This is a genomic window from Candidatus Eisenbacteria bacterium (genome assembly GCA_018831195.1).
Classification (GTDB): Bacteria; Eisenbacteria; RBG-16-71-46; order CAIMUX01; family JAHJDP01; genus JAHJDP01.
On sequence record JAHJDP010000085.1, the window covers coordinates 1 to 23,996 of the forward strand.

Annotated in this window: 19 protein-coding genes; 5 read left to right on the plus strand and 14 right to left on the minus strand. The window is 57.6% G+C overall.

Features of this window, described 5'->3' with window-relative positions; all coding sequences use genetic code 11:
* The 7 genes from KJ970_14470 to KJ970_14500 form a co-directional block, all read right to left on the minus strand.
* Positions 1-915, minus strand: a 915-nt coding sequence (locus tag KJ970_14470; GenBank protein MBU2692122.1) for a restriction endonuclease subunit R, incomplete at its 3' end; no start/stop codon positions are given.
* A gap of 4 nt (positions 916-919) precedes the next feature.
* Positions 920-2,110, minus strand: a complete 1,191-nt coding sequence (locus tag KJ970_14475) for an ATP-binding protein (protein MBU2692123.1) — start codon at positions 2,108-2,110, stop codon at positions 920-922.
* A 305-nt stretch (positions 2,111-2,415) separates the two neighbouring features.
* Positions 2,416-2,952: a restriction endonuclease subunit S gene (locus tag KJ970_14480; protein MBU2692124.1), complete on the minus strand. Its 537-nt coding sequence runs from the start codon at positions 2,950-2,952 to the stop codon at positions 2,416-2,418.
* 504 nt (positions 2,953-3,456) lie between these two features.
* A complete protein-coding gene (gene def, locus KJ970_14485) occupies positions 3,457-3,990 on the minus strand; it encodes a peptide deformylase (GenBank protein MBU2692125.1) in 534 nt (177 codons plus the stop codon).
* Positions 3,991-4,011: 21 nt separating this feature from the next.
* Positions 4,012-4,503 (minus strand): peroxiredoxin family protein, encoded by a 492-nt coding sequence (locus KJ970_14490; protein MBU2692126.1) that lies wholly within the window; start codon positions 4,501-4,503, stop codon positions 4,012-4,014.
* Positions 4,500-5,444, minus strand: coding sequence for a thioredoxin-disulfide reductase (gene trxB, locus KJ970_14495; GenBank protein ID MBU2692127.1), 945 nt, complete (start codon positions 5,442-5,444; stop codon positions 4,500-4,502). The genes KJ970_14490 and trxB overlap by 4 nt, the downstream gene beginning before the upstream one ends.
* Positions 5,445-5,501: 57 nt before the next feature.
* Positions 5,502-7,028, minus strand: a complete 1,527-nt coding sequence (locus KJ970_14500; GenBank protein MBU2692128.1) for a leucyl aminopeptidase — start codon at positions 7,026-7,028, stop codon at positions 5,502-5,504.
* Between the two features lie 235 nt (positions 7,029-7,263).
* Between KJ970_14500 and KJ970_14505 the strand changes: the two genes are divergently transcribed.
* Positions 7,264-10,560, plus strand: coding sequence for a glycosyl hydrolase (locus tag KJ970_14505; protein MBU2692129.1), 3,297 nt, complete (start codon positions 7,264-7,266; stop codon positions 10,558-10,560).
* Between the two features lie 46 nt (positions 10,561-10,606).
* Here the strand turns inward: KJ970_14505 and KJ970_14510 are convergent, their stop codons facing one another.
* Positions 10,607-11,992: an MATE family efflux transporter gene (locus KJ970_14510; GenBank protein ID MBU2692130.1), complete on the minus strand. Its 1,386-nt coding sequence runs from the start codon at positions 11,990-11,992 to the stop codon at positions 10,607-10,609.
* A 302-nt stretch (positions 11,993-12,294) separates the two neighbouring features.
* Between KJ970_14510 and KJ970_14515 the strand changes: the two genes are divergently transcribed.
* Positions 12,295-14,409, plus strand: a complete 2,115-nt coding sequence (locus KJ970_14515; protein ID MBU2692131.1) for a 4Fe-4S dicluster domain-containing protein — start codon at positions 12,295-12,297, stop codon at positions 14,407-14,409.
* Positions 14,410-14,475: 66 nt separating this feature from the next.
* On the opposite strand, the gene dxs is transcribed toward KJ970_14515, so the two are convergent.
* On the minus strand, positions 14,476-16,380 hold the full coding sequence (gene dxs, locus KJ970_14520) for a 1-deoxy-D-xylulose-5-phosphate synthase (GenBank protein MBU2692132.1): 1,905 nt from the start codon (positions 16,378-16,380) through the stop codon (positions 14,476-14,478).
* Between the two features lie 334 nt (positions 16,381-16,714).
* Here dxs and elbB point away from each other — a divergent pair, with 334 nt between their 5' ends.
* Genes elbB through nth form a run of 3 tightly spaced genes read left to right on the plus strand, consistent with a single transcriptional unit; the run spans position 16,715 to position 19,830 of the window.
* A complete protein-coding gene (gene elbB / locus KJ970_14525) occupies positions 16,715-17,377 on the plus strand; it encodes an isoprenoid biosynthesis glyoxalase ElbB (GenBank protein MBU2692133.1) in 663 nt (220 codons plus the stop codon).
* Positions 17,378-17,396: 19 nt separating this feature from the next.
* Entirely contained in the window at positions 17,397-19,124 is a 1,728-nt protein-coding gene (polX, locus tag KJ970_14530; GenBank protein MBU2692134.1) for a DNA polymerase/3'-5' exonuclease PolX, read from the plus strand.
* A gap of 28 nt (positions 19,125-19,152) precedes the next feature.
* Positions 19,153-19,830, plus strand: coding sequence for an endonuclease III (nth, locus tag KJ970_14535; GenBank protein ID MBU2692135.1), 678 nt, complete (start codon positions 19,153-19,155; stop codon positions 19,828-19,830).
* Between the two features lie 55 nt (positions 19,831-19,885).
* Here nth and KJ970_14540 read toward each other — a convergent pair whose 3' ends face one another.
* From KJ970_14540 to queG, 5 genes are all read right to left on the minus strand, one after another.
* Positions 19,886-21,025, minus strand: coding sequence for an OprO/OprP family phosphate-selective porin (locus tag KJ970_14540; protein MBU2692136.1), 1,140 nt, complete (start codon positions 21,023-21,025; stop codon positions 19,886-19,888).
* Positions 21,025-21,657 carry an O-methyltransferase gene (locus KJ970_14545; protein MBU2692137.1) on the minus strand — a complete coding sequence of 211 codons (633 nt, stop codon included), beginning with the start codon at positions 21,655-21,657 and terminating at the stop codon, positions 21,025-21,027. Before KJ970_14545 ends, KJ970_14540 begins: the two co-directional genes overlap by 1 nt.
* 47 nt (positions 21,658-21,704) lie before the next feature.
* Positions 21,705-21,932, minus strand: a complete 228-nt coding sequence (locus KJ970_14550) for a NifU family protein (protein MBU2692138.1) — start codon at positions 21,930-21,932, stop codon at positions 21,705-21,707.
* 86 nt (positions 21,933-22,018) lie between these two features.
* Complete coding sequence (locus tag KJ970_14555; GenBank protein ID MBU2692139.1) at positions 22,019-23,014, minus strand: alpha/beta fold hydrolase; 996 nt, start codon at positions 23,012-23,014, stop codon at positions 22,019-22,021.
* On the minus strand, positions 23,011-23,973 hold the full coding sequence (gene queG, locus KJ970_14560) for a tRNA epoxyqueuosine(34) reductase QueG (protein MBU2692140.1): 963 nt from the start codon (positions 23,971-23,973) through the stop codon (positions 23,011-23,013). Before queG ends, KJ970_14555 begins: the two co-directional genes overlap by 4 nt.
* Between the last annotated feature and the right edge of the window lie 23 nt (positions 23,974-23,996).

Below are 23,996 nucleotides of genomic sequence, written 5' to 3' on the forward strand. Positions count from 1 at the left end.
GGTGATGATGGCGACGCGGGCATTAGGATTGTTTTCCAGGATCCACTTCGCGAGCATCACCATCACGATGCTCTTGCCGCTCCCCTGCGTGTGCCAGATGATGCCGCCCTTCTTCTTGCGCACCGCCGCCTGCGCGGCTTTAACACCGAAATACTGGTGCGCGCGCGGCAGCTTCTTCACGCCCCCGTCGAAGAGAACGAAGTCGTGGATCAGCTCGATCAGCCGGTCCTTGCGGCACATCCTGAGCAGGTACTTGTCCAGCTTGAATCGGCTGTCGTCCTGCTCGTCTTCCTTCCACTTCAGGAAATACTTTTCCGGCGTGCCGATGGTGCCGTACTTCAGGCCTTCGGAGTCGTTGCCGGCAAAGATGAACTGCACCGTGCTGAAGAACCAGGCGTTAAACTCCGGTTGCTGGTTCGAAAGATTCTGACGGATGCCGTCCCCGATGCTCACGCGGCTGTTCTTCAGCTCCAGCACGCTGACGGCGATACCGTTCACATACAGCACGATGTCGGGACGCCGCTCATGGTTCCCCTTGAGCGTCACCTCCTCGGCTATAACAAAATCGTTCTGCTCCGGCTTCTGCCAGTTGATGAGGTGGACGGTTTCCGTCACCTTGCCCGCCTCGATCTTCACCGGGACGCCGTAGCGCAGCAGGTTGTAGACGGATTGGTTATTGCCACAAAGCGTGCGGCTGTGATTGTCCGCTTCGGTGCGGAGCTTGTGCAAGGCGATGCTGATCTGCGCTGGTTTGTAACCGTTCCTGGTCAGCCATGCCGTGAGCAGACCTTCATCAATGTTGCTGTTACCATCGCGGTCGGACCAGTCGCCGAGGTAGCGGTAGCCCAATTCATCGCGGAACAGGGCGATGACCCGGTTCTGCGTGGCGCGTTCTGGTTGGCCGATAGTGGTCATAGTTTTATCGCCCCGCTTCATAGTCTGGAATAGTCCGCAGCATAAATTTATCAAAAAGCGGAACAGTGAATGCCATGTCGCCGTGGGCCGGACTGTAGATCATCCCCTTTTTAATGAGTTTGGCCCGAACCGGGCCGAGGGTGGTGATTTTGACTCCGAGAACTTCGGCGATATCTGCGGTCCGATAGGGGCCTGCGCCGAGTTCCGCCATGGCTCGCAAGTAAGTTTTTTCACGAGGAGTGAGCCGATTGAAACGCACTCGGAAAAAGTTCTCGTCAAGGCGCCGTTCGACTAATGTCGTCGTCTCTTGAACGATCCGCAGGGTGATGGGCGATGACACGGCATGGTTCCATGCCTGGTAGCCCCATTCCTGAAGAAAGTAGGGATAGCCCTGAGTCATTCGAAAGATGTCTCCAAGAGCGGCGGTTTCAACTGTCTCGCCCGCCGCTTCGATCGGCTCCCTGAGGGCTTTGGCGGCCTCGAGTTCCGACAGCGGTCCGATATCAGGAAAGTTAAAGAGCCGCTCGGCGTAGGACTTCGATTCACCGGCCAATCCCGGCAGAATCGGCAGGCCGGCGCCGATGAGCAGCAAGGGAAGCTGCCGCTGCTGCATCCTGTGCATGGCCATGATCAAGGCGCTCAATTCAGGCGACCGCAGATACTGGATTTCATCGATCAGGATTGCAACACAGGTACGGCGCTCCTCGGCGGCCTCGGCCACAGCGGTGAAGAGGCTCGGCAGGTCAATCTCCAGATCGCCGCTGTCCGCGGCACCCTGTTCGGGGTCAATGTCCAGACCGAACTCGACATCGCCGACAGTGATTTTAACCCCGCCGATGAAACTCTTCAAAACCCCAATCCCGCGACGCACTTTGTCTCCTGCCCCAGCGATCCTGTCGAGGTTGAAGAGAAGACGACGCAACTGAGGGATGAGAAGCAAGGCCAGATTTTTGTCCTCATGAGCTTCGATAAGAATGGTGCTGTATCCATCATGCACCGCCATGCGCTCCATCTCATTGAGCAGAACGGTCTTTCCGACGCCCCGTAATCCAGTCATCAGGATGCTTTTCTCTGGGCGCCTTTCTCGAATGCGACCGAGCAGGACATGGGCTTGTTCTAAGATAGCGTCACGGCCGGCCAGCTCCGGCGGTGGCGTGCCGGCACCCGGGGAGAATGGATTCTTAATCTTGTCCATCTGGATACCCCCCTCCTGTTTATAGCATTTTATACGCTCTTTTCCGTATACTATCGAATAATTTGCTATAAATGGACATAGATTATCGGAGTCTAAGCAGGCCAGATCTCCTCATTCAGCAGCTCCTACATCTTGCCCTGCATAAGGTTACGATCTTCGATAAGCCGGCTTCCAGTGGTTTTCTTGCCTCACCTTACTTTTCACCGGATTTCACTCCCAATCGTGCGTTGCCTGCCACCTCCTCTTGAATTCAGAACCGGCGGTGACCCGGCTCTGCGTGGCGCGTTCTGGTTGGGCGGCGGTGCTCATACGAGACGGATCCTCCCGGTGAGCAGTTCCTGCATCATGCCCTGCTTGATCTGCCGGGCTTTGTTGATCTTGGAATCCAATGCGGTGATCTCTGAATCCATGTCGTTTAGAATGACAGCGATGGCGGTTTGTTCTTCCTTGTTAGCGGGTTGTCGAATAGTGATCTTGTTCAGTTCAGACTTATTCAGCTTAGCCCTTGTTCCACTCGCTAGAAAACTCAGGATGTCCTTGTGGACAAGGGAATAGAAAAGGTAATCCTGATCGTATTCGCGCTTTGCCTTAAGAATGTGGGCATGATTGTTCACCCAAAATTTCCCAGACATTCGATACGCGATAGGCCGGGTCATGTATTCATCAAAGTACCCGCCGTCCTCGGCCATCAAAATTACAGAGTCGTCAACGCAAAACCGATCGATGTAATCGAGTACGCCGTTTGCGCCACAATAAGGGTAGTCTCCCTTCATCTTGGCACGTTGTACGTCATTTAGTGGAACGCGAAGGTTGTCGAGACAATCAGCAACTTCCGCAATCATCCTCACCTCCCACTTAGGGCGCCTCCCCAGGGCCTTCCCGCCCTTTAGTTCTCAATGGCATTGGCGAAGATAATCGATGTCTGCAGGAACATCCATAACCGGAAGATCCCCAACGGGGACGAAATCAATGGAAAAGGCGCAAAGAATAAACAAAAATCGATTCGCTAGGTCGTGGTATAAGAAATCGGCTCGGGATCGGTAACCTCCATCACGATGCGCCGTACCTCCTCGATCTCTTCGAGTTCCTCAGGTGTGATAATTACCGTCGTTCGGTGTATTAGCCCATATTTTCCTTTGATTGGTTAGTGGTAGGCATTGTCTACCCGGGCGAGGATTTTGTCAACGCGAAGGATTGTACGTAATAATAGCCGAGAACAGAGGGTCGGAGAATTTCGGGGATCCAGCATCAAATGACCAAATTCAATTCGCCGATCGAATCGGGGGATTTCTGTCGGGAGCACAACAAACGCGGAATTCATAAAATCGAAATGCCTGCAGAAAACCCTACCCCACTTCCTCCACCTCACCCTGCCCCTCTTTGCTGATCTCCCGCAGCTTCTTCATGATCAGCGCGCGGCGCATCGGGGAGAGATAATCGACAAAGAGCTTGCCTTCGAGATGGTCCATTTCGTGTTGCAGCACGCGCGCCATCATCCCGTCAAACGTCTCGTGCCGCTCCTCACCATTGGTATCAAAATAATGAACGCGGACTTTTTCGGGCCGTTTGATCTCGGCGACGATGCCGGGAATGGAGAGACATCCTTCATCGTAGGTCCACTCGCCGGAAGATTCCGTGGTTTCGGGATTGATAAAGGCCATGGCTCCCGGCGCCGTCTCATCAACCGCTTGCGGATCGACAACGAGGAGTCGAATCGAGCGGCCGACCTGCGGCGCGGCGAGACCGATCCCCTCCTCTTCATACATCGTCACCAGCATATCTTCCGCGAGCTGGCGGATCTCATCCGTAATTTGCTCAATCGGCTCCGCTTTCTGGCGGAGGACCGGATCGCCGTAAAGATGCACTCTTAATTTAGACATACCGTCCGCCTTTTATTTTGCTCACACCCCCGGCAGCCAATCCTCTTCTTGAAATAGACCGTTCGAATCCAATCCCAACGATGTCACAAACTCATGACAGGCCGCCGTCCACTTATCGGCATCAAAACCTTGGAGAACAGCCCCCGCAAATAACTCCCTATCAACAGGCACCAGGGCCGGAAGTTCCCGTATGCCGTAGGCGTCGCGCACCCGATTCCGCGTATCGAGCAGGATTTGAAACGAGAGCTGAAACTGATCGGCCGTTTCCAAGCAATCGCCATGTGAATCGGCCGTGATCGCCCAAACACGCCCCGCGCTTTGTGATAGCGTCCGCGCCATCCGCTCCATATACGGAAAGGCGGCGCGGGAATCGCGCTGTTCCCGCGCGAAGAAAAAGAGAAGACGGGGCCCCTCCACATCGGGAAGATCGAGCGCGAGGATCATATTGTTGATCCCCTTCAATTGAAACCGGGGGACCGGATCTCCCGGCCGCAATGGGCTCATTGAACTCACTCACCAATCCCCTTTTCCACCAGATACTTCTCCGCGTCGATCGCCGCCATGCAGCCCGATCCGGCCGCCGTGATCGCCTGGCGGTAGAGATGATCGGCCACATCGCCGGCGGCGAAGACCCCTTCCAGATTTGTGCGGCTGGTGCCGGGAACGACATTGATATACTTCTCTGGGTTCACATCGAGCTGATCCTTGAAGGGATCGGTGTTGGGTGTGTGCCCGATCCCGAGGAAGAGACCGTCGCAGGGAAAGATCGTCTCCTCGTTCGTTTTCACATTCTTAAACCGGACCCCGGTCACCTTCTTCGCCGCGACATCGAGGACTTCGGTTATCACCGAATCCCAGATAAATTCTATCTTGGGATTGTTAAAGCCCCGGTCCTGCATCGCCTTTGATGCGCGCAGCTCATCGCGGCGGTGGATGATCGTGACCTTGGTGGCGAACTTCGTTAGGAAAGTCGCCTCTTCCAACGCCGTGTCCCCGCCGCCCACGACGACGATCTCTTTCCCTCTGAAGAAGAAGGCGTCGCAAGTGGCGCAGGCCGAAACGCCGGCGCCCATGAGGGCCTTTTCCGACGGAAGCCCGAGCCACCGCGCCGAAGCGCCGGTCGCGATGATTACGGCGTGCGCCTTGAGGGTTGTACCGTCCTCGAGATCGAGCTCCTTCACCGCGCCCGTCAGCCGGCTCGCGGTCACGACGCCGCGCTGAACGCGCGTGCCGAACCGTTCCGCCTGCTTCTGAAAGTGGGCCATCAGCTCGGGGCCCATCACCCCTTCCGGAAAGCCGGGATAGTTGTCGACATCGGTGGTGATCGTCAGCTGCCCGCCCGGCTGATTCCCCTCGATGACGAGAGGCTCCAGATCGGCCCTCGCCGCGTAGATCGCCGCGGTCCATCCGGCAGGACCCGTTCCGACAATGATAATTTTCTCGATTTTCTCCATCTTCTCAGCCATCGATCCTCAATCCTCCCCCATGAACGTCCCGCTTCGATTGACCCCTTAGATTTCCCAATGCCGGATCAGATCCGCCAGCAAACGCACGCCGTAACCGGAAGGCCCCTTTGGAATGTACGGCCGGTCCCGATCCCAAAACGCCGTGCCGGCGATATCGATGTGAGCCCATTTCCGATCTTCGACGAACTCGTTCAAAAACCAGGCCGCGGTAATCGTTCCCGCGCCGGCGTTGCTGTCACCGATATTCTTGATATCGGCGAAGGATGACTTGAGATGCTCGCGGTACTCACTCCACAGCGGCAGCTGCCAGACCCTTTCACCGGTCCGTTCCGCCGCTGTCTCAATCTGCTCGATCAGCTCATCATCGTTGGAGAGAAGGGCCGCGGCGTAATGGCCGAGCGCGACCACAACGGCGCCGGTCAAGGTGGCCAGATCGATCATCGCCTCCGGCTCATAGGTCCGGGCGACATAGGTGAGCGCATCGGCGAGGATCAGACGCCCCTCGGCGTCGGTGTTCAACACCTCGATCGTCTTGCCCGAATAGCTGGTGTGAATATCCCCCGGCTTGGTCGAATGAGCGCTAGGGATATTTTCAACGGCGGGGATCGCGCCGACGATATTGACCCGGCGCTCGATATTCTTCAATCCCTTAAACAATCCCAGCACCGCCGCGGCGCCGCTCATATCATATTTCATTTCCATCATGCCGGCGGCCGGCTTGAGGCTGAGGCCGCCCGAATCAAAAGTAACGCCCTTGCCGATAATCCCGATCCAGGGCGCCGCATTGGAAACTTTGGCCTCGAGAATGATAAAGCGGCAGGGCTCGTCGCTTCCCTGCGCCACGCCCCACATCGCTCCCATTCCGAGCTTCCGGATCTCATCCGGACCCATCACCTTGCACTTGTAACCATCCTGCTTCGCGATCTGCTTCGCCTGCTCGGCGAGGAAGGTCGGGGTCGCGTGATTGGCCGGCAGACCCTGAAGCCATTTCATATAATTCGCCGCGGCCGCGAGCGCCGATCCCTTCTCCACCGCGCGGTTGAAGATCGTTTCGCGCGAGCTGTCCGGCTCAACAAGGGTCCAGCTTTCCAGCTGCTTCAACTTGTCGACATCCTTTGTACAATATTGCAGGAACTGGTGGGTCGCGAGCGCCGCCGCCTCAACCTGCGCCTGAACCCAATCTTCATAATCCAGGCTGCCCGGCGCCTCACCGAGGAGCAGCGACATCCCCTCTTTAATCCCCATATCCCGAACCTTGCGGGCGGCGGTTCCGATCGCCTGGCGAACCCGATCGAGGGTGATATCGCCGCGCTTCCCCAATCCGACCACGAGAATCCGCCGCCAGGGCGAGCCGTCGGGGGTATAGAGCAGCAGCGTCTCCTTGAATTCCCCTTTGAAATCGCCGGAGGCGAGCGCCTCTTTAATCCGGCCGCCGGCTCTCTCGTCGACCCTGCGGGCCTGCCGAAGGAGCTTGCCCTCTCCTTCCCAGGCGCCCAGCACCAAAACCTCCGCCACCGCCTCCTCGACGGGCCCAATCCGGCCGGCCACCTTCAAGCGCCTGATATCCTCCATTTCCACCTCCCCATGGACGCAATGTCCTGATTTTCCACGGCTATCGCCCGGACCGAGGCCCATTCCGGCCCTTTCCAGGCCTAACCGGTGCAGGGTACCACAGAGGTGGTCTCGATTCCAGGGATTGCTCTGGCCTTCCACCCCTCTTCCAAGTATATTCGAGGCGGTTTGCCTTCCAGGAAACAGGGATCAGCCGGCCCCGGGGTCCAGCCGGGGCATCAAGCGAGGTATCAAGATGAAGAGACAATTTGCGGTGTGGGTCGCCCTCTGCCTTCTCCTTCTTTCCACCGGCTCGGTCATCGCGGGCAAGAAGGACCAAGGCGATGAGGACGCCAAAAAGAAGAGCCCGATGAGCGCGGGGACCTTCTCCGGGCTCGAATTCCGTTCCATCGGCCCCGCCCTCACTTCAGGACGGATTGGTGACTTCGCGGTCGATCCGGAAAACCCGGCCCACGCCTTCGTCGGGGTTTGCTGCGGCGGTCTCTGGAAGACCACCAATGCGGGGACGACCTGGGATCCCGTTCTCGACGGCGAGGGATCCTACTCGATCGGCTGTGTGACCCTCGACACGCATGACCCTCTCGTTGTCTGGTGCGGCACCGGGGAGAACAACAGCCAGCGCAGCGTCGGTTACGGCGACGGCTTGTACAAATCGGTCGATGGCGGCAATTCCTGGAAGAAAGTCGGATTGGAGAATTCTGAGCACATCGCGAAGATCCTCATCGATCCCCGGGACAGTGATATGGTCTACGTCGCGGCGCAGGGACCGCTCTGGAATCCCGGCGGCGACCGCGGCTTGTACAAAACGACGGACGGCGGGGCGACGTGGAATTTGATATTGGAGATCGACGAGAACACCGGCGTCACCGATATCCTTATGGATCCGCGGGATCCCGATCTTCTCTACGCCGCCTCCTACCAGCGGCGCCGGCATATCTGGACCCTTATCGACGGCGGCCCCGGATCGGGGCTCCACAAATCGACCGACGCGGGCCTGACCTGGACGAAGCTGGACAAGGGGCTCCCCTCGGGCGATATGGGCCGGATCGGCCTCGCCCTATCCGCCAATCCCGATATTGTTTATGCGCTGGTCGAGGCGGCCGATGACGGCAGCGGCTTCTACCGGAGCACCAACCGCGGCGTCTCCTGGGAGAAGCGCAACGATTATGTCAGCACAAGCCCGCAGTATTATCAGGAGATCATCGCCGATCCGGTCGATCCGGATAAAGTCTACTCTCTCGATACCGTCACGCGCGTGACGACCGACGGCGGCAAGTCTTTCGAGCGGCTGGGCCAGGATCACCGGCATGTCGATGATCACGCCCTCTGGATTGATCCGGCCCACACCGATCATATCCTCATCGGCGGCGACGGCGGAATCTATGAATCGTGGGATGACGGCAAGAACTGGCAATTCAAATCCAATCTTCCTGTCACGCAGTTCTACCGGGTCTGTGTCGACAACGATCTGCCCTTTTACAATGTTTATGGCGGGACTCAGGATAACAACACCCTCGGCGGCCCCTCCCGCACGATCAACCGGCAGGGGATCATCAATGCCGACTGGTACGTGACGCAGGGTGGGGACGGTTTTGAACCGCAGGTCGATCCGACCGATCCGAACATTGTCTACAGCCAGTCCCAGCATGCCGGAATCGCCCGTTACGACCGGCAAAGCGGCGAGCGCACGGAGATTCAGCCGAAGGAGCTCCCCGGTGAGCCGATCAACCGCTGGAATTGGAACTCCCCCCTCTTGATCAGCCCTCACAACCACACCCGGCTCTACTTCGCCAGTCAAAGGGTCTATCGCAGTGATGACAGGGGCGACAGCTGGACGCCGATCAGCGGGGATCTCACCCGGCAGATCGATCGCAACACCCTTCCCGTGATGGACCGGGTTTGGAGCGTTTCCGCCGTCAGTAAAAACTGGAATACCTCCTGGTATGGCAGCATCGTTTTCCTTGATGAATCCCCTCGCGTTGAGGGATTGATCTATATCGGAACCGATGACGGATTGATACAGGTCTCCCCCGACGGCGGCGGCAGCTGGCGGAAGATCGAGAAGATCAAGGGCGTTCCTGAAATGTCGTATGTCTCGACGGTGCGGGCGTCGCTGCATGACGAAAACACCGTCTATGCCACCTTTGACAATCATAAGAAGGGCGATTTCAAACCCTACGTCTTCAAGAGCCTCGATCGCGGCAAGAGCTGGGCGCCGATCACCGGTGACCTTCCCGAACGCGGTACGGTTTATACATTGGTGGAAGATCACGTCCGCCCCGGCCTCCTCTTTGCCGGAACCGAGTTCGGCGTCTTCTTCACCGTCGATGACGGAAAGAAATGGATCCAGCTGAAGGGCGGGATCCCGACGATCTGTATCCGCGATCTCGATATCCAGCGGCGGGAGAATGATCTTGTGGCCGCTTCTTTCGGGCGCGGCTTCTACATTCTGGATGACTACTCGCCCCTGCGCAAAATCGATGCGGCGGCGCTCGAGCAGGAAGCCCTCCTCTTCCCCGTGAAGAAGGGCCTCATGTTCTTCGAGCGGGGCCGGCTCGGCTGGGGCGACAAGGCATCCCAGGGGGCCGCTTTCTACCAGGCCAAGAATCCGCCCGTGGGCGCCGTCTTTTCCTATTACCTCAAGGAGAGCCCCAAAACGTTAAAGGAGTCGCGGCGGGAGAAAGAGAAAGAGGCCGCCAAAACCGGCGGTCCTGCCGGCTATCCGACCTGGGATGAGCTGCGCACCGAGGACCGGGAGAAAGATCCCGAGCTGACCTTGACGATCAGCGATGCCGACGGGCAGATCGTCCGGCGCATCAAGGGCAAGGCCTCTTCGGGAATCCACCGTGTCACCTGGGATTTCCGTTATCCGGCGCCCGATCCGGTCTCAATCTCGGACGACCATCCCTGGTGGTGGAATCCCCAGGGACCGGTCGCCATGCCCGGTCTTTACAGCGTTACGATGACGATGACGGTCCGGGGTGAAACGAAGCCGCTCGGGCAACCCCAGCCTTTTGAGATCGAGACGCTCGGGCTCGCTTCGATGGAGGCCGAAGACAAGGCGGCGGTTCTGGCCTTTAACAAAAAGACCGCGCGGCTCCAGCGGGCTGTCCTGGGCGCTTCAAAGGTCGCCGATGAGACCCAACAGCGGATCCGTCTCCTCCGCAAGGCCTTCTACGAGACGCCTGGCGCCGATCCAAGCCTGGTGGCCGACCTGAACCGAATCGAAACAAAGTTGCAGGACCTTCTCGTTATCTTCAACGGCGACGACGTCACCTCGCGTCTCTGGGAACCGACCGCACCCTCCGTCAGGGGACGGATCGGCAGTGTTGTTGAGGATTGCTGGAACCGATCTTCGGCGCCGACCAAAACACAGGTCGACGAATATCAGATCGTCGCCGGCCAGTTCGCGCCGATCCTGGCCGATCTGAAATCGATGGCCGAGGTGGAACTCCCCGCTATCGAGCAGAAACTCGAGGCGGCCGGCGCCCCCTGGACACCGGGGCGTATCCCGGTCTGGTCGCCGGAGTAAAGCGCAAGGAGCAAAAACCGGGGCCTCGCAGGGCTCTTGGGGCAAACTAGATCTTCTTGTGTTTCCAGACGCCGCTGCGGTAACGCCACGTGAGAAGAATATTCACTAAAACAAAGTGAATGAGGCCCCCCGACCATCCACCGGTGATGCCCCATCCGAGGGGGTAGGCGAAGAGGTAGGCGAGCGGCACAAAGATCAACCACGAGCTGAGGCCGAAGACCCACATCGTGAAGGTCGTATCCCCCGCCCCCTGCAGGGCGCCCGAGTAGCTCATCTGCAGCGCATCCATGATTTGGAAAAGGGCCAGCATGGGAACAATGGAAACGCCCGCGGCAATGACACCCGGATCGCTGTTGAAAATGATAAAGAGATACTTGCGGGCGATGAGAAAGATCGCGGCCACAAAGAGCGAATAGATGATGTTGATCCTGACATTCATCCATCCGCATTTTTCAGCCAGCGCGACATGACCCGCACCGATATACTGCCCGACGAGGGTGGTGGAGGCCTTGGAGATGCCGTTGGCCGGCATAAACGAGACGCTGAGGAGTTGAATGCCGATCTGGCTCGCGGCGAGCTGATTCGTGCCCAATCGCCCGATGATCGACATAAAAACCGCAAAACTCCCCATATCGAGGAAAAACTGGAATCCCATTGGGATCCCCACCTTTAAAAGCCGGCGCATCGATGAGATTCTGAACTGAAAATCGCTTCGCGTATGATAGAGTTCATTGATTTTCGGCCGCAGGAAAAGGATCAACAGAATAATAAAGCCGCAGGCATTGGCGGTTGCCGTGGCAATCCCCGCCCCCAGCGTCGTGAGCCGCGGGAAGGGCCCGACCCCGAAGATCAGCATGGCATCCAGAAATATATTGATAAGGTTGGCGATGATCGCCGCGACCATCGGCGTTTTAACATCACCGATTCCGCGGAAGAAGCTTGAAATGGCGAAAAGTCCCAGCACCGCAAAGGCGCTCGACATCCTGGCGCGCGAATAGCGAAGACACTCATGGATGACATCCGGTTCGGGACCGGCCAGGGAGAGCAGCCAATCAAACTTCCAGAGAAAGAAAAGGAGGATGACCGCCCCGGCGAGACTGAGATAAAGGCCCTGCCAGGTGAAGGTCGCGCACTCGCGGTGGTTCCCCGCCCCTTTCGACTGGGAGACGAAGGTCGTGACCGCATGAACGCCGCCGACAAAGAATGTATAAAGGGTCCAGATGAGCATCCCGCCGAATCCGGCGGCGGCCAATTCCACCTTCCCCACCCTGCCGAGGAACATCGAGTCGACAAGCCACATGATCGTCGTGGAAAACATTCCGATAATCGTCGGATAGGCCAGGCGCAGAGTCTCACGAAACGAGCCGGGGCGGGTGCCCGGAACCACGATTGATTCAGTGAGCGGTGCTGTGAGCCCTGGATTTTGGGTCATCTCTCCCACACACCCTCCACCTCACATAAAAGAGGGAGGCTCGAATATCCGACCTCCCCGACCCTTGATCCCGCATCTGTCCCGTACTTGCACTGAACGGCTATTTCTTCAGTCATTCTCGCGCTCATTAACTCTCTAATTCATCCGTCTTTGCATACTAATGAGTATTGTCGGTTCCGCACACCCCATTTTCAATCCAAAGGTGTTCGAATTCCTCGAGCAGGATTAGTTTTGGTTAATGAAATTCAAATTATTTTTGGCTATGGTAATATTCGGACTGGGCAAAATCTCAGGGGGGACCTATGCACGCGCCAGGGGCGGAAATCTCAAGAGAAGTTCTATGGAATATCAAGGGGACGGGCTTTCCCATCGGCCCCATCCTCATGTACAGTTTCGCGGCCATCACCATTTTCCTCTTCTTTCGCGGCCTGTCGCGCAGCGGCTTCTTCAACCGTCTGAAAATCGCAAAGCTGGCCACCGGGACCGATGTGGATCGAACCGGCAATCCCTGGGGACGATTTTGGTTTACAGCCGCAGATGTCTTCGCCCACCGGCGAATCCTGAAGGAACCCTACCAGGGCCTCTTTCACTTCTTCATTCTCTGGGGTTTCATCGCCCTCCTCATCACAACGACCATTGTCTTTCTTCAGGCCGATCTTATCTATCCCGTCTGGAAAGTCTGGTTTATGAAGGATGCTTTTTATCTCGGGCTTTCCCTCTTTGCCGATCTTTTCGGCCTCCTCGCCATCACCGGCGTCTCAATGGCCTTGGCCAGGAGACTCTTCTTCAAACCCAAATGGTTGGATGAGAAACCGGAAGATAATATCATCCTGTGGTCCTTTCTCGGCATCCTAGTCACCGGGTTCATTGTAGAAGGACTGCGGCTGCAGGCGACGGAGGTCAATCCGGCGAACCCGATGCATGCCCATATCTGGACCTCACCGGTGGGAAGGATGCTCGCCTACCTCCTATCGGGGATGAGTCTCTCCGCCATTTATATAACGCACAAGATTCTTTGGTGGTTTCATATTCTCGGCGCTTTCGCCTTTATTGTTTTCATCGCCTACTCAAAACTTTTCCACATGATCACCACACCGGTGAATATCTATCTGCGGGCCCGGACCGCCCAGCCCCCCATCAAGACAATGCCGCCCGAGTCCTTCGAAGACGCTGAGACCTTCGGCATTCACAATATCGAGGAGTACTCCCGAAAGGATCTCTTTGACAGTGAGGCCTGCATGCGTTGCGGGCGGTGCGTCGAGGCCTGCCCCGCCTTCATGACCGATAAGCCGCTGGTGCCGAGAGATATCATCCAGGATCTCCGCACCTATCTCGAGGCGAAGGCGAAGATGGTCACCGGTGACGACGGCATTTACAAAATCGTGCCGGATGAAGCTTACAAGGGCCCGGCATTGATCGGGGATACTATCAAAAAGGAAACGATCTGGTCTTGCGTCACCTGTATGGCCTGCGTGGAGGCCTGCCCCGCCTATATCCTCCAGTTCCCGAAATTGATCGATCTGCGGCGATATCTCGTCATGATGGAGTCGGATTTCCCCGCGGGGGTCGCCGACACCTTCAAAGGGATGGAAAGCCAATCCAATCCGTGGGGTCTCGGGGCGCATACCCGGGCCGAATGGGCCGATGGTTTGGATGTCCCGCTGCTGTCGGAGAAGGGTGAAGCCGAGTATCTCTTTTATGTCGGCTGCGCCGGTGCTCTGGATGACCTAAACAAAAAGAATGCCGTCGCCATGGTGAAGATCCTCAAGGCGGCCGGCGTCGACTTCGCCATCCTGGGCACAGAAGAGGGCTGCTGCGGCGATTCCGCAAAGAAGATGGGTAACGAGTACCTTTATCAGATGCTCGCAACGGCAAATATCGAAAAGTTTAAAGAGTACAAGGTCAAAAAGATCATCACGCTTTGTCCTCACGGCTATAACCTGCTCAAGCATGACTACAAGGAGCTCGACGGCGATTACGAGGTTTATCATTACACCGAGATTCTCGACACCCTGATAAAAGAGGGCAAGCTCGCGCTGAAGAATCCCATTGATCATCTCGGAACCATCACCTACCACGACTCCTGCTACCTTGGACGGTATAACAATATCTATGATCAGCCCCGGAATATTCTCAAAGCCCTCAACTCCGGCCCCATCGTGGAGATGAAAGATCACCACCGCAAGAGCTTCTGTTGCGGAGCCGGCGGCGGGCGTATGTGGATGGAGGAAGATCTGGGGACAAGGATCAATCACACGCGAACAAAAGAAGTCCTGGACGCCGGCGCCAAAACGGTCTGCACGGCCTGTCCCTTCTGCCATACGATGCTCTCCGACGGGATCAAGGAACTCAATCTCGAGGAAAAGCTCACCGCGGTCGACATCGCGCCATTGGTGGCGAAGGCGGCGGGGCTGTAGCCGCCATCAGATCCGGCGGCGGGATCGCTGTTGCAAAAGCTGAACGTCAGGGGAAAGCGGCCGGCCCTATCTCTGCTGCAGGGTGACGTCGGTTTGAATCCCGGCGAGAATTCGACCGGCGACGCCCTCGGCATCGAGTCCCAGCGTCTTCAAAAGGAAACTCCGGGAGCCGTGGGTCACAAACTCATCCGGAAGACCGATGTGAATTCGGCGGTGCGCGGGGGTCTCGGGCATATCATTCAGCCAACGGGCAACCTTCGCGCCGAATCCCCCGTTGAGAACATTCTCTTCCATCGTGACAATCGTACGATGCTTGTCCAGCATCCGGTTCAAGAATTTTTCATCCATAGGATTGATAAACCGGGCATTGACGAGGGTCGGTGTGAGGCCGGCGCGATCGAGGATCGGGACGGCTTCTTCCGCCACACCGGCCATCGTCCCCACGGCCAGGATGCACAGGTCCTTCCCCTCTCGCATCACTTCCCAGCTGCCCAAAGGGATCTCCTCGAAGGAATCATCGAGGGGGCCCTGTTCGGGGATCGACACGCGGGGATATCGAACGGCGAAGGGATTTTCCTTCTGCATCAGTCCGGTATAAAGAAGATTGCAGAGTTCCCGGCCGTTGCGAGGGGCGCAGAGGATCATGTTGGGCACGCAGCCGAGATAAGAGAGATCAAAGGCGCCATGATGCGTCGGTCCGTCTTCCCCCACGATACCCGCCCGATCCAAGGCAAAGACGACCGGCAGCTTCTGCAGGGCGACATCGTGAATCACCTGGTCGAAAGCTCTTTGAAGAAAGGTTGAATAAATCGCCGTGACGGGACGCAACCCCTGCGCCGCCATGCCGGCGGAAAAGCAAACAGCATGCGCCTCGGCGATACCGACATCGAAAAAACGGCCGGGGTGTTTCTCGGCAAAATTGTGCAACCCTGTGCCTTCCGCCATCGCGGCGGTCACGGCCACCATCTCGGGGAAAAGCTCGGCTAATCTGAGCATCGCGCCGGAAAATACATTTGTATAAGCAGGGCCGTTGGGCGCCGCCTTGACCTTGCCGCTTTCAGATGTTACCGCCGCCGCCAGAGGTTTAACACCGTGATACTTGACGGGATCCCCCTCCGCTGATGGCAGCCCCTTCCCTTTCGTGGTGAGAACATGAACCAGGATCGCACCTTTCATTCCCCGCACCCGCTCAAGAACATTGACGAGACTTTTCACATTATGCCCGTCGAGCGGGCCGAGATAGCGGAATCCCAAATCCTCAAAGAACATCCCGGGAACCATGAGGGTCTTCAGGCTCTCCTCCAACTTGCGCACCGTCTGGCGGACGGCGCCGGTCGCCGGCATAAATTCCGTGAGTTTCCAGACTTCGTCTTTAACGCGATTGAAGAGGGGGCTTGAGATCATGTGCGACAGGTGCTTTGACAGGGCCCCGACGTTCGGGGAGATCGACATCGCATTATCATTCAGGATGACGACGAAGTCGGTCTCGGCCGATCCGGCATTATTAAGACCCTCATACGACAGACCGCCGGTCATCCCCCCGTCACCGACCACGGCGAGGACTTTGTAATTCTCATCCGCCAGATCGCGCGCAATCGCTATCCCCAGCGCCGAGGAGATGGCGGTGGAAGCGTGACCGGCGCCGAAGGCATCGTAGGGAGATTCCATCCGCTTACAGAAGCCGCTGAGCCCGCCGGCTTGGCGGATGGTCTTCATCTCATCGCGCCGGCCGGTCAATACCTTGTGGATGTAGCTCTGATGGCCGACATCCCAGACCATTTTATCCCGCGGGGTTTCAAAGACCCTGTGGAGAGCGACCGTCAACTCCACCACCCCGAGGCTGGGAGCCAGATGCCCGCCGACACGGGTTACGATCGGTACGATGTAGTCCCGGATTTCTTGACAGAGGGTAACCAGTTCGGCGGGTGTAAGGGCTCGAAGGTCGGCCGGTGAATTAATCCGGCTCAGCAGGGGTCCCGGAGATATCTCCGGATAGGGATCCAGCTTCCCCTGGCTGTTCCTGGATCTTTCCACCAATTGATTCTCCTTGGCGCTTGGATCTGAAGGAATAAGGCCCGTTGTGCGGGCCTCGATTAGATTCTCAGCTAAAAGAACCCCAAACCTTAAACGTAGGTCCGCCTCCTGAGGCTGTCAAGCCGTCCTCCCTGGAGCCAAAAGGCGCTTGGATCGTCTTTTAGAGGGAAGACCGCTTGAGATGGGGTTCTCGCGACCCTAAAATGCTGAAAGATTCAGGAGCTGAAATCGATAATTGAGCCAGGGGTCAAACGTTGGCGGGAGGTGCGCGATGCTAAAGGTCGGCGTGATTTTGTCTGGATGCGGGGTTTTTGATGGAACGGAGATCCACGAGGCCGTGGCGGCTTTGATCGCCTTGGACCGGAAGGGTGCCGAGATCATCTACATGGCGCCCAACGGCCCGGCGATGCATGTCATCAATCATCTGTCGAACGAGACCACCGGCGAGAGCCGGAATATTCTTGTCGAGTCAGCCCGGATCGCCCGGGGCAATATTAGAGATCTCGCTGAAGTGAAGGCCGCCGATATCGACGCCCTGGTCATCCCGGGGGGGTTCGGCGCGGCGAAGAATCTCTGCAATTTCGCTGTTAAGGGGGCCGACTGCGTAGCCCATCCCCAGGTCGCCCGGTTGATTCGCGAGGTGCACCGGGCCGGCAAGCCGATCGGAGCGATGTGTATCGCTCCCGCCCTGGTCGCCCGTGTGCTCGGCCGGGATGTCGCGCATCTCGAGCTCACAATCGGCAACGACCCGGGAACAGCAAAGGCTCTGGAAGCGATGGGGGCGTATCACATCAATAAATCGGTGAAGGAAGTCCACGTCGATGTAAAAAACCGCGTCGTCACCACCCCGGCCTATATGTTAGGTTCCAGGGTCAGCGAGATCGCGGCCGGCGCCGATAAGTTGGTGGAGGAACTTCTGCGCCTCGTGTCATAGATAAGTGTAAGGGATGTGCATGGCCATAGATGGAACAACAGCGGCGGAACTGCTGCAAAGAGTGGCGCTTTATTGCGAACTGCTCGGTGAAAATCCGTTCAAAATACGCGCCTACGCCAATGCGTCTCGTATTGTTAAAGAGATGGCGCCCGAGGATCTCGCGACCCTGATCCGCGGGGAAGGACCGAAAATCCCCGGGATCGGAAAAGGGATGCTGGCCGACATTCAGGAGCTGTTCGCCACGGATAAATTGGAGTTATTGGAAACACTGCAAACGCAGGTTCCGGAGGGGCTTCTTGAAATCCTTCGGATCCCCGGGTTGGGTCCCCGCAAAGTGCGGACACTCTGGAAGGAACTCGGGATCACCCACCCGGGCGAACTCGAATATGCCTGCCAGGAGAACCATCTCGTCACCCTCTCCGGTTTCGGTCCGAAATCCCAACACAAGATTCTTGAGGGCCTGCTCTGGAGAAAATGGATTGCCGGATGGTTTCTCCGTTCTAAAATGGAAGACGCCGGCACCTTGATCACGGCGACCCTTCTCAACGATTCCGACGCGCTTCAGGTAGAGGTCGCGGGCGAGATCCGCCGGTCCATGGAGATTGTCCGGGGGATCACCATGGTGGCGTCTATGGAGAATCCCCAAAAATCCCTGCCCCCTCTCGCCGCCAAATTTCCCGATGCGACACTCGATAAAAACATCATCCGGCTTCAGCTCAAAGACTCGATTCCCGCCGAGATCCACGCCGTCACACCGGACCTCTTTCCGCTCGCTCTTTGGCGTCTCACCGGCTCCAAAGAACACTGCCGGAATGTCACGGCCCATGCGGCGGACCGCGGTTGGGACATCGGTGAGACGGCCCTTCGCCGGAACGGTGAGGTCATCAAACCGGCATCGGAGGAAGAGTTATACAATATTCTCGATCTCCCATGGATCCCTCCGGCATTAAGGGAGGCCGATGAGCATGGGCCGTCGGTTCTGCCGCAAGAGATCCCGCGTCTCTTGAGAATCGACGATCTTGAAGGGCTCCTCCATGTCCACACGAAGTGGAGCGACGGCGCCGAGACTTTGGAAACGATGGTCGGGGCCGCCGCAGAGATGGGATGCAGTTATATCGGCATTACCGACCACTCTCAAAGCGCCTTTTACGCCAATGGCCTGACACCGGACCGCCTGATGCGGCAGGCTGAAGAGATAGAGAAGCTTCGGAAACGCTACCCCAAGATCGAGATCTGGCACGGCACCGAATCGGATATCCTCTCCGACGGCTCGCTCGATTTCCCCGACGAAGTGTTAAAGTCGCTGGATTTCGTCATCGGGTCGATCCACAGCCAGTTGCATATGGATTCCGAAGTCATGACGCGCCGGCTCATCAACGCGGTCAACAATCCCTATATGGACATTTTAGGCCATCCCACCGGGCGGCTTCTGCTGGCCCGGGAAACCAGCACGCCGGATATGGAGGCGATCCTAAAAGCCGCGGCGGAGACCGGAACGATCATCGAATTCAACGCCAATCCGTACCGGCAGGATCTCGATTGGCGCTGGATCCCGAAGGCCAGGCAGCTGGGCGTTTTGATCTCGGTGAATCCCGACGCCCACAATGTCTCGGGGCTGACTCACATCGACTACGGTATCAACACGTCCATCAAGGGGCGGCTCGGACCCGAGGGGACCTTTAACGCATTGAAACCGGAAGAAGCCCGGAAGCGGCTCAAACGGTACCGGATGAAGGTCGCCCACTGATAACCCGGCAGCGGATGGAAGGAACGCCATGACACCGAAAGGCAGCGCTTGGGTCCCCACGCCACCCTCGCCCGCAGAAAAGAAGCGGGCGCTCCGGCTTCATCGCGTCTTGGCCAAAGCCTATCCCGACACCCGCTGTTTCCTCAATTTCACGAATCCCTGGGAACTCCTCGTCGCCACGATTCTGTCGGCGCAATGCACCGACGCGCGGGTCAACATGGTGACGCCGAACCTCTTCAAAGAACTGCCGTCCGTTGAGAAGGCGGCAAAAGTAAACCCGGCCAGGCTCGAAAAGTTGATTCACTCCACGGGCTTTTACAAAAACAAATCAAAGAGCATCAAGGGGGCGGCGCAGCAGCTGATCGAACGTTTTGACGGCAAAATGCCCGAGACGCTTGAAGAGCTGGTGACCCTTCCCGGTGTGGGAAGAAAAACAGCGAATGTGATTCTTGGAAACGCCTTCGGGATCCCCGGTATCACCGTTGATACGCATGTAAGAAGGGTGTCGCAAAGACTTGATTTCACAAAAGAAACCGACCCCGACCGGATTGAGCAGGATCTTATGCTGCGGATTCCTCAAAAAGAATGGACGGATTTCAGCCACCGGACGATTCTGCATGGACGCACGGTCTGTGATTCGAGAAAGCCGAAATGTGAGGATTGTCCGCTGCTAAGAGATTGCCCGTATCCTCAATCACATCCCTAACGGCGTCATCCGCTGCAATCTCAACAACATCCTTCAGCGCTCATCAGGCGCAACCCTAGTAAGAGAGCTGCCACTCGGCCATCCATGAAGTCGTTGTGTCGTAGGCGGGATCTTGGACCCAATCGATCTGCGGGCCGATCCGGATCCGGCTGTTTTTGTGCAGATAAAAGGTCATTGTCCCTGTCCATCGGGCCAGCCCATCTCCGCGGCCCCGCGCGCGGCTTTCATTCGGCTCGAGGTATTCGGCGCGCAGGCCGATTTCCATTTTGTGTAACCCAAGAAAACGCCGCGGCGAACTCAATAAGGCCATTCCCCTCAAGCCATGGCCCCGGTCATCGAACTCCGAAACGGAAAGCCGGGGATCCACAGCCCAGGTGAGCCACTCGCCTTCGAAGCTAAGCGAGTGCCATTCAACGGCAAGCCCCAGCATGGCGGCCACAGCCTTTTTCTCATCGATCCGTGGGACATCGGGGCGCGATTTCCATTGGATGGCGCCGATCAGACTTCCGATCCCTTTCCGATTCAGAACCAGGTTGAGAACAAGATCGCTCATTCCATCGCTGATCCGGCCCTGATTCGCCCCCTCTCCATTCATGAGGGAAAGGCTCATCTGAGCCCGCCATTTCGATTTCTTCATTGTATAACGCGCTTCGGCCCCGACATCACGGCCCGCATACCCAAGTTTCCTGAGATGGTCGGATAGGAGGCCGCGCTCGATCACCGGCAGGGATCTCGATGAGGTCTCTTCCTCCAGAAGGAAGGCCTTCTTGAATTGCCCGGCCCGGATTCGGAATTTCGGATGGGGCCGCGCCTCGAGAATGACATCTTTAAGCGCCCGTGCGCTCTGCGCGGTGTCGGAAAGACCCAAATCACTCAGATCGACATCCAGCTCGAATCGAAGTTCGCTTTGGATGCGGCCCTCAAGCTGAAGCCGTGCCCGGCGGACGCTGAAGCTCCCGAACGTCCCACCCTCCTGATACCGGACCTGTAAATAACCTCCCAGCTCCAGCTGCTCGGCCCGGCCGGGCAGCACCAGCACCGTGTCGGCGTCGCCGGCGGCAAAGCACAGCGCGGGGGTGAGCAGACAGAGTATCAATACGGAGGCAGCCCCTGCAGAGCGGCGTCGTGCGGATTGATGGCGGAACAATGGAACTCGAGGCGCTTGAAGCCGGATAAATAGTTTCAATTTTCTCATCAGTCTGGAAGCCGTATCGCCATCGCGACGCCGTCTCGAATCGGAAGAAGGGCGGTTTGAAAACGCGCATCTCTCATCATGAGTCGGTTAAAGACCTGTATCGCCTTCGTCGTGTCATCGACCTCTTTCTCAGCGACACGGCCGTTCCAAAGGGTGTTATCCGTCAAAAAGAGCCCGCCGGGCCGGAGGCGGCGGGCGATCGGATCGATAACTTTCGGATAGAGGTTTTTCTCCACATCGCAGAAAACAAGATCGAGTTCCACATCCGACGCCGACAGAACCTCCAGGGCATCTCCTTGGATGAAATGGATCGTGAAGATCTTGGAGAATTGTGAAAGATTCTTTTTGCAGGCCTCGATATTGCCCGTGTCGTGATCGGTCACCGTCAAGGCGGCGCCGGGAGCCATCCCGCGAGCCAGCCAATAGGCTGAATAGCCGAAGCCGCTGCCCAACTCGAGCACGTTGCGGGGATTGACCAACCGGGCGGAGATTTCCAAGAGCCGGCCGACGGCCGATCCAACGATGGGAAAATGACGACGCCGCGCGGTCGTCTCCATCTCTTCGATCACGGGATCAGAGATTTGGTGAAGGTCAGCGAGATATTGTCCGATTTTCTCCGGAACGATAGTCACGATACCTCCTGTGATCTCGTGCGAACCACTCGAAATACCGTCATCGGCTATTGGGCGATCACCTCTTCCAGTTCGGGGAATTCTTCCCGCAGCAACCGCTCGACACCCATCTTCAACGTCATGGCCGCGCCGGGACATCCGGAGCAGGCGCCCTGAAGACGAACAAAAACAATGTTGTCACGAACATCGATAAGTTCAATATCCCCGCCGTCCCGACGAAGCATGGGCCGGATTTCCGTTTCAAGGATCTTCTGTACGCTCTCCTGGGTCAACATATCCTTCTTACCGCCTCCTTCTGTCGCTTGCGCCTGCTGCCTGCTTCTGAGCCGCCTACTGCTGCAGAACCACAACTCTCATCATTCTATGACAAACCCTTCTTCGAATCCAGCAGATGCCAGCGCAGCCAAGCCGTTGTCAGCTCAATCACCGATAATAGGCGCTCGGGCGGAGGATCCGGCAGGGGATGTTCGGCGTCAAAAGTGTGCCCGGCCCATTTCACCAGCGCCTGAAGCGACCCCTCGGCCCCCCAGCGCAGATCCGTTTCCGGCGGAACGGGGAGGTTGGCCAGCGCCGGCGGCATGGCCTGCTCTTCGGGAACCTCCTGCCCTGAATGAGCCGATTTCCAGGCAAAGAGCTTGCGGCATTCATCAACTCCAACGGCATCATCCTTCTCCCCATGCAGAAGGAGAACGGGAATCGTCAATCCCCGCAGGGCCGTTTCCAGCTCCAACCGCCCGCTGTTTTGCTCGACATCGTTGAGCAGATCGGTTGTCAGCCGGAATTTTTGATCGGTCCGGCTGTTGACGACCTCCAGATAACCCTGCTCGCGCCATTTCATATGCGCTTGTGCATCCCATCGATCGACCCGGCAAATCGACGCCCAGGTGACGATCGTCTGCAATCTGGGAACGTTGGCGGAGGCGAGAAGGGCGATGCCTCCGCCCCGGCTATGCCCCAAGAGCGCGGTTGGCCCGGCCAGCGGGAAAGGCCATCCGTTGGACTCTCTTGTAAAAGACCGGACGACCGTCTGAATATCCAACAGCTCCTGGGAATAGGTGTTTTGTTCAAAAAGGGCCGTTTCAGAACACGTCTCCCAATCGGGGGCGATCCCCGATCCGGACATATTAAAGGCCACAACCCGGAGACCGGCCCCGGCCAAGGAATCGAAGAGCGTTGGAAAGAACCCCCAATCGATAAATCCCTTATATCCGTGAATGATAAAAACCGTCGCCGGATGGGGTTCAGCCGCCGCGGGACGGATCACCTTGCCCCGGATGGTGAGGCCCAATGGATTCTGCAGCTCGAATTCCTGACGGATCGGCGCCATGGGCGCCTCTCCCCTATCGTTCGGGTTCAATCTCTTTCTCCTTTTGTTTTTCCTAACCAGCAGGCATTTCGCCGGAGTCCTTCCTGTTTGGCCCGGCGCATGGCGCTTCCCCGCGTCAATTTCTCATACTCTGCATCATTGAGCCCGGCCCAACTCTTCAGTTCCATTTTGAGAAGACTGGATCTCGGAAGGAAATCACTTTCTGAGGCTGGTGTCGAGAACCGGTTCCAGGGACAGACCTCCTGACAGACATCACAACCGTAAAGCCATCGATCAAATGGAGGCGTTTCTTTCCCAAAAGGACCCCTGTGTTCTACATTCCAATAAGAGATGCAACGCCGGGCATCGAGCAGATTCGGGCTTATCAGAGCGCCGGTCGGGCAGGCATCCAGGCATTTTGTACAACTTCCACAATAATTGGAATGGGCCGGATCGGGCGGCAGCTCGATATTGAGCCAAAGTGTCCCGATAAAAACCCAGCTTCCGTAATTTCTTGTGATCAGGTTCGTATGACGCCCTTGCCATCCCAGACCGGCGGCTTCGGCCCAGAGTTTATCCATCACCGGCGCGGTATCGACAGCGACCCGGCCCTTCGCGTCCGGGAACCTCCGCTGGATTTCCTCTAGATAGCGCTGCAGACGGCGGGTCAGGGTTTTGTGATAGTCGCGGCCCCAGGCGTACCGGCTGATGCGGGCATCCCGGCCGACCGGAGTGTCCGGGCTGATCCGGCCCTCCGCGCCGCGCTGCACATCCGCCGGTTCGGGATTGTAATAGTTGAGAATCACCGCCAGAACCGTTTTGACATCCGGAAAGAATTTTTCGGGGCACAGCCGGAGATCACGGGTGCGATGGAGATAAGCCATCCCGGCGCCATAACCGGAATCGAGCCAGGTTGAAAAGCGCCTCCCCGCCGGAGGGAGAACCGGCGCGGCGAATCCCACGCCATCCAGTCCGAGCTTCAAGCCGAGCCGGCGGATCTCTTCTTTCATGGCGCCATCCTCGGCGACGCCAT

What these genes read in the sequence shown, in the direction of transcription:
- KJ970_14475 (MBU2692123.1), bottom strand. Translation starts at nt 2,110, where the DNA reads ATGGACAAGATTAAGAATCCATTCTCCCCGGGTGCCGGCACGCCACCG.
- KJ970_14480 (MBU2692124.1), bottom strand. Translation starts at nt 2,952, where the DNA reads ATGATTGCGGAAGTTGCTGATTGTCTCGACAACCTTCGCGTTCCACTA.
- def (MBU2692125.1), bottom strand. Translation starts at nt 3,990, where the DNA reads ATGTCTAAATTAAGAGTGCATCTTTACGGCGATCCGGTCCTCCGCCAG.
- trxB (MBU2692127.1), bottom strand. Translation starts at nt 5,444, where the DNA reads ATGGAGAAAATCGAGAAAATTATCATTGTCGGAACGGGTCCTGCCGGA.
- KJ970_14500 (MBU2692128.1), bottom strand. Translation starts at nt 7,028, where the DNA reads ATGGAGGATATCAGGCGCTTGAAGGTGGCCGGCCGGATTGGGCCCGTC.
- KJ970_14505 (MBU2692129.1), top strand. Translation starts at nt 7,264, where the DNA reads ATGAAGAGACAATTTGCGGTGTGGGTCGCCCTCTGCCTTCTCCTTCTT.
- KJ970_14510 (MBU2692130.1), bottom strand. Translation starts at nt 11,992, where the DNA reads ATGACCCAAAATCCAGGGCTCACAGCACCGCTCACTGAATCAATCGTG.
- KJ970_14515 (MBU2692131.1), top strand. Translation starts at nt 12,295, where the DNA reads ATGCACGCGCCAGGGGCGGAAATCTCAAGAGAAGTTCTATGGAATATC.
- elbB (MBU2692133.1), top strand. Translation starts at nt 16,715, where the DNA reads ATGCTAAAGGTCGGCGTGATTTTGTCTGGATGCGGGGTTTTTGATGGA.
- polX (MBU2692134.1), top strand. Translation starts at nt 17,397, where the DNA reads ATGGCCATAGATGGAACAACAGCGGCGGAACTGCTGCAAAGAGTGGCG.
- nth (MBU2692135.1), top strand. Translation starts at nt 19,153, where the DNA reads ATGACACCGAAAGGCAGCGCTTGGGTCCCCACGCCACCCTCGCCCGCA.
- KJ970_14540 (MBU2692136.1), bottom strand. Translation starts at nt 21,025, where the DNA reads ATGAGAAAATTGAAACTATTTATCCGGCTTCAAGCGCCTCGAGTTCCA.
- KJ970_14550 (MBU2692138.1), bottom strand. Translation starts at nt 21,932, where the DNA reads ATGTTGACCCAGGAGAGCGTACAGAAGATCCTTGAAACGGAAATCCGG.
- queG (MBU2692140.1), bottom strand. Translation starts at nt 23,973, where the DNA reads ATGAAAGAAGAGATCCGCCGGCTCGGCTTGAAGCTCGGACTGGATGGC.